Origin of the sequence: Methanoregula sp. (assembly GCF_049690535.1) — an archaeon.
Taxonomy (GTDB): Archaea; Halobacteriota; Methanomicrobia; order Methanomicrobiales; family Methanospirillaceae; genus Methanoregula.
In genome coordinates this window covers 1-10,043 of sequence record NZ_JBAVMX010000064.1, presented here as the reverse complement: position 1 = coordinate 10,043, position 10,043 = coordinate 1, and the positions used below count along the sequence as shown (strand labels likewise).

Genomic DNA, 10,043 nt, shown 5'->3' with positions numbered 1-10,043 from the left:
AAAGACCTGATCATCGAAAAGATCCGGGAGAGCAGCGAGCAGGTGCTGTTCAAGACCACCCGGTTACCGGCACTCTCTGAACAGCAGCCGGAACCGCTCGTGTAAAAACCCGATACAACATCAGGGGGATTTAAGGCGCCCCTTCCCCTTGGTTTTACACCCCCACCCCTGTAATCACCCCTACAACCTGCTGCGCCGTCACCGGGTCCAGAACCCGGGCGAGAACCAGCCCGGCCATCGAGACGAACATAATCCAGAACACTTTTTTCACATGCTCGTTCTTCCCGAAGATCCCTCCCGGAAGGCCTGATCCAGCGATAATGAGATCCTCTCATCCGGGCTCAATCTGGCCTCAGATTACCCTTTTCGCCTCCCAAAAGAAGCCCGTATAGGGCTCCGTTTAAAAATAACCTTAAAATGGGCTTATTTTTGAAATCGGACAAAATAAAACGATCTCATAGATGCGTTTGGAGGGCGGTTTTCGGGGCCGGATGGGTTTTCTGTTGAGGGGGAAAATGATCGCTGCCAGAACGCGAATACGGCCTGTTATTGGGCATTATATGGGACTCAATTTGGGCTTATTTTTGCAAATGGAGGGATTAAATGGGTGGGATTTTTGGGGGCAGCAATCGGAGGGTTTTACGGGCGTTTTTTTGGGAGTTAGAGGGAGAGGACGCGAAAAATAGGGGCTCCGCCCCGTGCCGCGTGGGCTTACCCTGCCAACCATTCGGGAAAAATTATTCAAAAAAATGCATTCTGTCCAAGACCTGATCGACAGCGACCAGCCCATCACTGCCGTTCCTCTTGGCATCGAGAAAGATCGCACCGATGAGGGCCTCGAACGCGGTATCGAATGCCTGATTCCCCTGCAGCCAGATTTTGTTTTTCTCCTCGCCTTTTCCCCAGCGGATGTACTGCTGAAGCCGGAATTTCTCTGCAAATGCCCGGGTCTTATCCCGGTTTACTCCGCTGATTTTATCTGCGGTCAGGGTGCCTTTGTCCCTTGAACCTTTCTCGTATAACCGGTACACAACAAGAGCCCCGAGTACTGCATCTCCCACGGTAGCAAGCGGGTCCATGCAGTCTTTCCTGTCTCTATGGTTATCATTGATGTATGACTGCCGGGTCAATGCATCTTCAAGAAGCGTTTCATCACTGAATGTGTATCCGATCTCTTTTTGCAGATCTTCTGGTAAATTATGTTCATCCATTTCAATCCTCTCCCGAATTTCAAAGTGTTCCTGATGGGTGTATTACCCACCATGAACCATGAAGCTTGTTTATCATTGTGGCGGATTCGAAAAGCGAGTGGGAAACGCATACGATATCTCCCCCCATGCCTTATCGATGAGTCCCCGGTAGAATGGTATATCAAACGATTTCGCACACCACGCCGGCTCCACACAATAGCGCCGGGCATCGGTCACAACGTACTGGATCTTCATGCCGGGCGCGATCCCGATCCCGTGATCCCGGTATGCCAACAATGAGGGGATAAATAATGATCGGGAAAAATCTGGTATCCACCGACGATGTATCAGAGTTTTACTGGGCATCGGCGATCCGGTACGCCCCTTCCGGCACCATGATCTCGAATCGTGCTCCTTTGCCCGGTACACCGTTTTCAGTAATCGTGATACCAGTGATCGACAGGATTTCACGTGATAGAAAAAGCCCAAGACCAGTGTTTTTCCCGAACCCCCTCTCGAAAAGGCGTTTTTTATCCTCCCCGGTGATCCCATCTCCGTTATCTTCACAACTAAGAATAAGCCCGTTACCCGTTTCGGATGAGAAGAACCGGATTTTTGTCATACCGCTGCCCCCGTACCTCCGGGCATTGTCAATCAGGTTATAGAAGACCTTCTGGACCAGGGGATCAGCAAACACTTCTGTTCCAGCAGGGAGATCGTTTATCATCATGACCTCATCGAGTGGAACTTGCGTTGCCGCAGTGTCAACGAGAACGCGACAGTCCTGCCAGACCGGGGCATTAACGCCAATCGATTCATATTCCTTGGTAAACTTGATCGTTGCAGAGATGTGCTCTGCGGTGGTTTTGGCTTTCTGGAGATATTCTTTAAAATTGGGATCATTCCGGTTCATTTCCAGTATGGCCAGGTAGCCCTGTAATGTCGTCAATTGGTTGGTGATATCGTGCCGGGTGATACCAGAGAGAAGGTTGAGTTTTCGGTTTGCTTGGTTGAGGGCATTTTCCGCCCGCTTGCGTTCGGTGATATCATGCACAGATCCAATCAGGTGTGAACAGTTACCTGTCTCATCAAAGATTGGGGCGACACTGACGTCTCCGGTCAGCTGTCCTGTAGGATAATTGGATATTTCCTCCCAATGAACGATGGCCTTTTCTTTGATGGCCTGCCGGTATTTTTCCAGAACCGTGGTGAGAGACGGTTCGGGAATGATCTCGTTTACGTTCCTACCAATAACGTGCTCAGCAGGTAACCCGGTGACCCTGCTAAACGCCAGATTAACTGATGTAAATCGGTACTGCTCGTTGGGTTCAACCTTGAGTTGAAAGATGACGTCTTCAACAGTATTATAGATGGAATACAGGCGCTTTTCGCTTTCCTGCAGTGCCTGTCCTGCCCGTTTGCGTGAGGAAATGTCGATGATCAGGTTGATGGATGCAGGTGCTCCTTCGAACACAACCAGATTCCCGCTCATGATCACCGATATGCGGCTGTCGTCCCCCCGGATGAGATCCAGTTCGTAGGGCTCAAATGTCTCCCCTGCCATTCGCTTCCTGGAGGCATTAGCGACCATCTCCCGTAATTCAGGAGGGACAAGCATCATGATGGACTGGCCAAGGAGAGCGTCCCGGGGATATCCGAGCATTTTTTCACACGCCGGGTTCAGGTACAGGATCCTGGTATCCCGGTGCACGAGGACACTGTCGTGCAGGCCCTCAAGGAGCCAGCGGTACTTCTTCTCGCTCTCCACGAGCAACAGTTCAGCGTTCTTCCGCTCGGTAATATCCCGGACAAAACCGTCACGGTACAAGTGTTTTCCGGAAGGATCCTTGACAAGGGTCATGACAGCAGACAACCAGCGGTACTCCCCGGAACGTATCTTCCAGCGGATGTCTACTTGTTCATGACCGCTATCAGTGAGATGTGTAAGAGCAGCATCAAGCCGTGCCCGGTCATCCGGATGCACCCGCTCGCGAGCTTCCCTCTCGTCCATGTCGATCATCTCTTGCGGGGAAAAACCATACAGTGCAGTGCATGACGGGCTGTAATATTCGTAATGCCGTGTCTGTAGGTTCTGACGATATATGACGTCGGATGAATTGTCAAGAACAGAACGGAATCGTTCCTCGCTTCGCTGAAGTTTCTCTTCCGCCCGCTTGAGATCCGTAATGTCCTGGTTTGCGCCATAGGTCTTGATGGTCCGACCCTGCGCATCCTTGGTCACCCGAATCTTGACAATGATGTACCTCACCTCGCCATCTCGCCGGATGATGCGGTGTACCACGGCAGACTGGTAATCGGGATTGGTTGTCTCCAGGGCCCGTTTCACTTCCTCGTCAAGGATGTGCTGATCGTCTGGGTGGAGAAACTCACGGACATAGGTCTCTGCTTTCATCAGGTAACCGCCTTCGCGATCGGCGGTGGTACCTAAAAGAGCATAGAACCGGTCATCGAACGTGAAGGTCGCCGTCGCGACATCAAACTCCCAGTTCACCAGATGGGCAAGGTCCATTGCCTCGCCAAGCTGGTGCATACTCCTTGTAAGCTCCTCTTCCAACCGTTTGCGTTTCGTGATATCCTCAACAAACCCTTCGTAATGGGAGGGAGTTCCGTTTTTGTCGGTGACGATATGCAGGTGCAGATTTCCGTACCACAATGCCCCGTCTTTGCGACGGTAACGGGTTATCGTGTTAAGAACTCCCCCGGCATCCAGCGCTGCCTTTGCAACGGCATCATATTGGGGAGGTTCAAAATAGACTTGGTCAGCGATGCTGGTGATGGTAGCAACGGTCTCCTCCGGAGAAGCATATCCAAGGAGCCTTGCAAAGGCCGGGTTTACATCAATAAATCTTCCATCAAGGGTGGAATGGAAGATCCCCAGGGTGGAATCACGATAGAGGTTGTAATATCTCCTCTCGCTTTGCCGAAGTCCCTCTTCCAACTGCCTGTGCTCGTTAATGTCCCGGATGGACTCGATCGCACCGGTAAGGTTCCCGATCTCATTAAAAAAGAGGCTGGCCTTTTCCCAGATATTGACCTGTGTTCCATCAGGTTTTTCAAGTATGGACTCAGCCGTCAGATTCGTGCTGTCATGGATGGTATAGAGATACCTGTCTTTCTCAAACTGCACGTCAGGAGCCAGAATGAGGTCGATGAGCATCGGGCGGCGTTCATGGTATAACTGGAAAGAATATTCATAATTGCCTTTCCCGAGGATCTCCGAGAGTTTGATTCCGGTCATCTTTTCCATGGCGTGATTCCATGCGATGACAGTTCCCGTCTTGTCGATGGCGAAGGTTGCGTCAGGCAGGAAGTTAAGGATATCCGCTTCATGTCGCTCATGGTTACGGATGCTCGCTTCCGCCTGCCGATGGGAAACAACCGCTTTTATCTTCTGTATCAAAACGGCAAACTGCGATTTCGGCTCGCCGCCTTTTTGGATATAACCATCAGCACCATTTTCAAAGGCTTCGATAGCGATCTCTTCCCTGCCCCTGCCCGGTAAACAAAATGAACGGGATGGTTTTATTTGTGGCTCGGACCCGTTTTAACAACTCGATGCCATCCATCTCCGGCATCTGGTAATCGGATATAATGGCATCGTATGTCTTTGTATTCAGCAGGGTAAGTGCGGCTTGAGCAGAGGTAATAGTGTCAACGTTGAACTGCCCCTGCCCCTCAAGGAAAAGTTTGCCGATCTCAAGCAGCCCGGGGTCATCATCGACATAGAGAACGGGTATCGTAAGAACCATCTAAGGAAATATATCTTTTGTGAGGAATGCATGTTATCGGCATAAATATTTTTACTTGTGCGGCTCTGTTGGGCTCTGTAACGTCTACGGGGGGCAACATATTTTCCTCAACGAAGGCTTAACGCAACCACCCGCAGACTTGACAGAACCTGGTGGTGGAGCCGGCGTTCCACAAAGATGGCAAAGACCGAGGTGCCTTTCTTTTTGATCTGCTCCTGGATCACTTTTGGGATCAGGAAGAGCGGGACGGACGGGACCCGGGCCGGTGCCCTCCCACGGTCAGGGCCGGGCGGCATGCTCCACCTCCCGGACACCTTCACCCGTGATCTCGAAAAACTGCCACCGCCCGCTGGAGAACGCGACCCAGAGTTCGAGCCGGACGGGTTTTTTCGGACAGCAGGACTTCATAAGAGAAATTTCCGGTTCAAAGCATTTCCCGACCTCGCCGGGTGTGAGCGGTGCAGAGACCGATCGCCTGAGTTTGACGCCGATCATGATCCCGCCCTGGACCGTTCCGACAATATCGCAGAACGCCCGCGGGAGTCCCATCGCCCGTGCGGGAAGGGCGTGGGTCGCAAAGGTCTTGAGGATCAGGAGTGCATGGATTTCGAGCAGGCCGCCGCTGGTGCCGATCATGCAGCACCCCAAGTGCGGAGCGGAGGAGGCAGGGTGTTACTCTTCCCGGTTCCGGCCCGGTCAAGGCCGCCGCCCGGCCCGTGTACCCGGTTGATCTCCTGCTGTTCCGGAAAATGCCGGGATCTCCCGGCTGTATGCCACCTGCCCGGAGGGGTGATGATAAAGATTTTTTTCATGAGGGATTCCTCGTTGCGTATTTTGTGAAGCGTTCATTTGGACGTGCAATCAGGACGAAAATGCCGGACACGGATGTACCGGCATCACGCCCAAAAAGAAAAGGCCGCAAGAAACCTGAAGACGAAAGCGCAACCGCATTCGCTTAAGGAGCCTGCGGTTTAGTTCACATCTGAAAAGAAGGGTGAGAGTTCGAAGAGAGGCGGGACCACACGCCCGGCGTAGCCGAGCACTCCCTCGTTCTCGTAATAATAGTCGTGTTCAGCCGGCTGGGGCTCTCTCTGGATGCACCAGCTTGCCATGAACGTGGAGAACAGGTACTCGAAGACCATGCACCGGAATTTAATCATTGCAATGGTGTGCCGGAATGGTGCGTATGCCTCAATGCTGGCTTCAATCTCTGCCTGCTCCATGGTGTGCTCTTCTTTGAGAAGGAAGGGATTTGATTTAAATTTTGCTGAATGATCGTGGGAAGGGGAATATGTTGTGAGGACCGGGGTATCGCAGCTGAACCGGGAGGTCTGGGGGATTGATCCGGGGTGCTTTTGAGGATCCATCCGGGAGAATGCGGGGAAGATCATTAACCAAAGATTGTCCCGGCACGGTCTGGAACAATCTCCCGGCAGTGCCGGGACACGTGTGCATTCCCCCCGGATAATATACACCTCAAAAATGCCCCAACCCCTGCTTTCATTTACTTTAAACTTTAAGTAAATAACAAAGTAAATAAACCGGGCAACCAATCATCATGAAAATAACCAGGGAGAGAACCCATATGCAGAATGATATCCTCTCCATCTTGAACGAATCCGAAGGGCTCAACGCAAAAGTCTTCTCGCTTGTCCGGTTAAAACTGCTTGCGAGCCTTGCCTCCCTTGGGCCCGATGGGGCAACCTACCGCGAACTCAAAGCGGCTCTCGATATCAATGACGGTGTGCTGTTTGCCAACCTCAATGTCTTAAAAGACATGGGCTATCTCACTTCAGAGAAAATAACTTCGGAAGGAAAAGAGCTCGAACTCTATTCCATCACGACCGAAGGACAGGATGAATGGAAGAGAACGCGGACCTGGCTGTGCCGGTTTCTCCACTGTGGGGTATGAATATGGAAAAATACAAAAAAGTAATTGCCTTCTTTAAGGAACTGGGCTTCGCATTCGATGTCTCGCGGTTCGACGACCGGCTTATCGCCCAGAAACTCGTCTGCCTGCTTGAGTTCAGGGGCATCGATCTCGGGTATTCCTGCAGCCTGTATGTACGCGGACCTTATTCCCCGGACCTGACACTGGACCTGTACAGTTTCACCCGCGAGTTCGAGACTCTGGAAACCGGCTCACGGCTGAATGCGAAAGAGAAAGAGGCGGCAGTTGAGCTTGGCAGGATCTTCGGGCTGAAACCAGTCCCTCTCGAAGTCGGCGCAACCTACGGGTATTTTGCAATCCGGCAGGATTGTGATCCGCTCGAAGCACTCCGCCAGGTAAAAAGGCTCAAACCGTTCTATTCGGAAGCCCAGATTGCGCTTGGCATTTCAAAAGCAAAAGAGTTCCTCTATACGCCCACCCGGGAGGATCTCGAAGACTTAAAGGAGGAGACCGGTATCTGGCAGCGTGCTTCAATAAAATCACTGGAGCATTAAACCAATGAAGAACGGCGATATCTGGCTCGTGGATCTCTCCGATGCAAAAGGGCACGAGCAGCGGGGGATGAGGCCCGCGATCATTGCAGGTGTTGCAAACGGTCTTGTCCTTGTTGTTCCACTGACGAGCAGCATGAGCAGTGCCAGGTTTTCGCACACCTTCGTCATTTCCCCGGATTCACACAACGGACTCGATGCTGATAGTGTTGCTCTCGTATTCCAGATTGTTGCGTTGGACCAGGAACGGTTCCAGCACCGGATCGGTGCCATCAGTGAACAACACCGGCTCGCCATCGTTGCTCTTATCCGGGACCTGCTGGACCTTGATTGACCCCGGATCCAGCCGTTTTCCCCGTGGGACTCCCTTGCAGACCTCACCCCATCCGGGCCCAATCCAGTCCCCGATTGCCCTCCTCCACTCCCAAAAGAAGCCCGTATTGGGCTCCGTTTCAAAATAACCTTAAACTGGGCTTATTTTTGAAATCGGACAAAATAACACGCACACATAGACGCGTTTTGAGGGCAGTTTTCGGGGCCGGATGGGTTTTCTGTTGTGGTGAAAAATGATCGCTGCCAGAATGCGAATATGGCCTGTTTATGGGCATTATATGGGGCTCATTTTGGGCTTATTTTGGCTAATGGGGGTTTATAATGGGGCGGATTTCTGGGGGAGGGAATCGGAGAGTTTTACGGGCGTTTTTTTAGGTATTATGGGAAGAGGACGCTCAAACGGGGCTGCCGCCCCGTGCCGCGTGGGATTGGGCCTAACAGGCAATAGATCAAAATATAATTTAAAGCGATGATTCCTCGCTCAATATCTCTTTTAATTCAGTTTCCAAAGATTTTGGATAATTGATTCCGTACTTTTCAACACGGGAAATAAGAATGCTGAGGCCTTCATGTGCATATTCTTCTGCCTCTGCATACAATGGAGACTCGTCCTTGAGGCACAATAGATTTTTTGATTCAGAAATACTGATGGACAGCAATGCCCATTTCTGTTTCTCGGTCATTGCATCTACACGGACATTTGCCTGTTTTGGAGGTTTCAGCGAAGATTTTTTATCACGATTTTTTCCGATTGCCATAGCAAAAATAAAAAGATCTTTCTGGAATTTACCGGCAAAAATGGATTTAGAATCTTTATTCAACCAGCCTCCTTTCTTGTCCGTATAAATTTCAAGTTGCTCCTTAGTGTATGAAGCATCTCGCGGTTCGTTGTTATGATTAGCAGCCATCATATCGACCTACCGTTGATTCTGTCTGATCTGCGTTTTCAGAAATCCGATAGAAATTTTCTTTGAGGAGATACCGGTTCAAATTTGCTTTGACATTGTTATCGTATTCTGTCGGAGTTATAAGCAGAATTAATTGAGTACCTGTTAAAAATTTCGGGAGTTCTGTTGTGATATACTCCCTATGTTCATCATCAATTTTTCCCAAGGGGGTATCTATAATCACTGGGGCTTGGAAGCCAGAGATTGTCATAAGTGCACTCATAAATGATAACCCAAGAATCAGGTATTCACCTGCTGATAAATCGTTGATGACATTGTAACCATCCACATGATGAACTTTCACGTCATAATTTTCATCAATTGAGATTGAGCTGAATGCAGTCTTTTTTCGGATCAATGTCTTAAAATTATCATTAAGACTCTTCTCAACCTGTATCCGTATCTTTGTTTTAATAATTTTTTCAGTATTTGCAAGAACTTTCAGTGAATTTTGAACAAGTGTCAGTTTTTCCTTTAATGCATTGTTTTTCTTATCTTTTGACAACTCTCGTTCTTCTTCCTCTTTTAATTCTCTTAATGTTGTAGCAAGAGTATTCAAATCACTATTTTGCAGTAAAAGAATCTGCTCATTTTGTGCTATTAATCGGCTGAGTTCATCCCTTCGTTCTTCATAACGACGTATTTCTGCAATGTTATATTCTTTAATCTCATCAGAGATGTGTTCAATCCTTCGCTCTTTTGTCTCCAGCTGACCTTTAAAATCATCAATTTCTTCATTGAGTGCATCTATTTTTTCAGGAAATTCGTTTATGCTGGAAAAGATATCTTCGATAGTAGTTTTCCCGACAATAGATATTTCGCTTAACTCAGAAAGGGATACTTTTTTGCTATACTCTTCAAGGGTTTTTCTGGCCTCTCCTTTAAGTTCATTCCCACAAATACAATGGCCTTTTTCGAGCAGTTCTTTAATAAATGTCTCTTTTATTCTGGGGGGTAACTCGCCTTTTTCAACTTTCTCCTCCATTATTTTATAAGTTTGTTCAATCTCCTTTTTTAGATAAATAAACGGAGCAATTTCAACGAGATAGGAATTTCTCTGCGATTCCTTTTTCCCGATTTGTTCCTTCAATTTAAGGATATCTATCTCTAATGCCTGTCGTTCGTTTTCAAGTGTGGCAATTTTTGCACTACTGTGCGTTTTTAAATAATCTTTTACTTTTCCTAACTCTTCGTGATCTTTTTCCTTTTGTTTCTCTATCTGCTTAATCGTAGATTTTATCCCAAAAGATTTTTTTTGTGTTAACTCGATATTGTTTTGAACCTTCTCTAACTGAGGTGTTGTAGTTTTGACACTTTTCCTAAGGTTGCTCTCTACCTTCGAGAGATGATCAGATGCCTTG

At 49.0% G+C, this 10,043-nt stretch carries 13 protein-coding genes; 3 read left to right on the top strand and 10 right to left on the bottom strand.

Annotation, left to right across the window (positions count from 1 at the left end; translation table 11 throughout):
* Positions 1-737: 737 nt before the first annotated feature.
* From WCE46_RS04910 to WCE46_RS04875, 8 genes are all read right to left on the bottom strand, one after another.
* The gene (locus tag WCE46_RS04910) at positions 738-1,211 is read right to left on the bottom strand and encodes a ribonuclease III domain-containing protein (protein WP_424732584.1); all 474 of its coding nucleotides are present in this window, start codon (positions 1,209-1,211) and stop codon (positions 738-740) included.
* 72 nt (positions 1,212-1,283) lie between these two features.
* The gene (locus tag WCE46_RS04905) at positions 1,284-1,484 is read right to left on the bottom strand and encodes a hypothetical protein (protein WP_424732583.1); all 201 of its coding nucleotides are present in this window, start codon (positions 1,482-1,484) and stop codon (positions 1,284-1,286) included.
* Between the two features lie 61 nt (positions 1,485-1,545).
* Complete coding sequence (locus WCE46_RS04900; RefSeq protein ID WP_424732582.1) at positions 1,546-4,611, bottom strand: PAS domain S-box protein; 3,066 nt, start codon at positions 4,609-4,611, stop codon at positions 1,546-1,548.
* Positions 4,612-4,669: 58 nt separating this feature from the next.
* Entirely contained in the window at positions 4,670-4,960 is a 291-nt protein-coding gene (locus WCE46_RS04895; protein WP_424732581.1) for a response regulator, read from the bottom strand.
* A 107-nt stretch (positions 4,961-5,067) separates the two neighbouring features.
* Positions 5,068-5,256 (bottom strand): hypothetical protein, encoded by a 189-nt coding sequence (locus tag WCE46_RS04890; RefSeq protein WP_424732580.1) that lies wholly within the window; start codon positions 5,254-5,256, stop codon positions 5,068-5,070.
* Positions 5,240-5,596, bottom strand: coding sequence for a hypothetical protein (locus WCE46_RS04885; RefSeq protein ID WP_424732579.1), 357 nt, complete (start codon positions 5,594-5,596; stop codon positions 5,240-5,242). The genes WCE46_RS04890 and WCE46_RS04885 overlap by 17 nt, the downstream gene beginning before the upstream one ends.
* Positions 5,593-5,772, bottom strand: coding sequence for a hypothetical protein (locus WCE46_RS04880; protein WP_424732578.1), 180 nt, complete (start codon positions 5,770-5,772; stop codon positions 5,593-5,595). Before WCE46_RS04880 ends, WCE46_RS04885 begins: the two co-directional genes overlap by 4 nt.
* 159 nt (positions 5,773-5,931) lie before the next feature.
* Positions 5,932-6,327: a hypothetical protein gene (locus WCE46_RS04875; protein WP_424732577.1), complete on the bottom strand. Its 396-nt coding sequence runs from the start codon at positions 6,325-6,327 to the stop codon at positions 5,932-5,934.
* Positions 6,328-6,545: 218 nt separating this feature from the next.
* Here WCE46_RS04875 and WCE46_RS04870 point away from each other — a divergent pair, with 218 nt between their 5' ends.
* The 3 genes from WCE46_RS04870 to WCE46_RS04860 are packed head-to-tail and all read left to right on the top strand — an operon-like array spanning position 6,546 to position 7,736.
* Positions 6,546-6,872 (top strand): transcriptional regulator, encoded by a 327-nt coding sequence (locus WCE46_RS04870; RefSeq protein ID WP_424732576.1) that lies wholly within the window; start codon positions 6,546-6,548, stop codon positions 6,870-6,872.
* A gap of 2 nt (positions 6,873-6,874) precedes the next feature.
* Positions 6,875-7,405, top strand: coding sequence for a hypothetical protein (locus tag WCE46_RS04865; RefSeq protein WP_424732575.1), 531 nt, complete (start codon positions 6,875-6,877; stop codon positions 7,403-7,405).
* Positions 7,406-7,409: 4 nt separating this feature from the next.
* Entirely contained in the window at positions 7,410-7,736 is a 327-nt protein-coding gene (locus WCE46_RS04860; protein WP_424732574.1) for a type II toxin-antitoxin system PemK/MazF family toxin, read from the top strand.
* A 460-nt stretch (positions 7,737-8,196) separates the two neighbouring features.
* Here the strand turns inward: WCE46_RS04860 and WCE46_RS04855 are convergent, their stop codons facing one another.
* Positions 8,197-8,646, bottom strand: coding sequence for a hypothetical protein (locus WCE46_RS04855; protein ID WP_424732573.1), 450 nt, complete (start codon positions 8,644-8,646; stop codon positions 8,197-8,199).
* A partial coding sequence (locus WCE46_RS04850) for a hypothetical protein (protein ID WP_424732572.1) occupies positions 8,633-10,043 on the bottom strand: 1,411 nt, incomplete at its 5' end. The genes WCE46_RS04855 and WCE46_RS04850, both read right to left, overlap by 14 nt.

What these genes read in the sequence shown, in the direction of transcription:
- WCE46_RS04855 (WP_424732573.1), bottom strand. Translation starts at nt 8,646, where the DNA reads ATGATGGCTGCTAATCATAACAACGAACCGCGAGATGCTTCATACACT.
- WCE46_RS04910 (WP_424732584.1), bottom strand. Translation starts at nt 1,211, where the DNA reads ATGGATGAACATAATTTACCAGAAGATCTGCAAAAAGAGATCGGATAC.
- WCE46_RS04895 (WP_424732581.1), bottom strand. Translation starts at nt 4,960, where the DNA reads ATGGTTCTTACGATACCCGTTCTCTATGTCGATGATGACCCCGGGCTG.
- WCE46_RS04880 (WP_424732578.1), bottom strand. Translation starts at nt 5,772, where the DNA reads ATGAAAAAAATCTTTATCATCACCCCTCCGGGCAGGTGGCATACAGCC.
- WCE46_RS04860 (WP_424732574.1), top strand. Translation starts at nt 7,410, where the DNA reads ATGAAGAACGGCGATATCTGGCTCGTGGATCTCTCCGATGCAAAAGGG.
- WCE46_RS04890 (WP_424732580.1), bottom strand. Translation starts at nt 5,256, where the DNA reads ATGCCGCCCGGCCCTGACCGTGGGAGGGCACCGGCCCGGGTCCCGTCC.
- WCE46_RS04865 (WP_424732575.1), top strand. Translation starts at nt 6,875, where the DNA reads ATGGAAAAATACAAAAAAGTAATTGCCTTCTTTAAGGAACTGGGCTTC.
- WCE46_RS04870 (WP_424732576.1), top strand. Translation starts at nt 6,546, where the DNA reads ATGCAGAATGATATCCTCTCCATCTTGAACGAATCCGAAGGGCTCAAC.
- WCE46_RS04885 (WP_424732579.1), bottom strand. Translation starts at nt 5,596, where the DNA reads ATGATCGGCACCAGCGGCGGCCTGCTCGAAATCCATGCACTCCTGATC.
- WCE46_RS04875 (WP_424732577.1), bottom strand. Translation starts at nt 6,327, where the DNA reads ATGGATCCTCAAAAGCACCCCGGATCAATCCCCCAGACCTCCCGGTTC.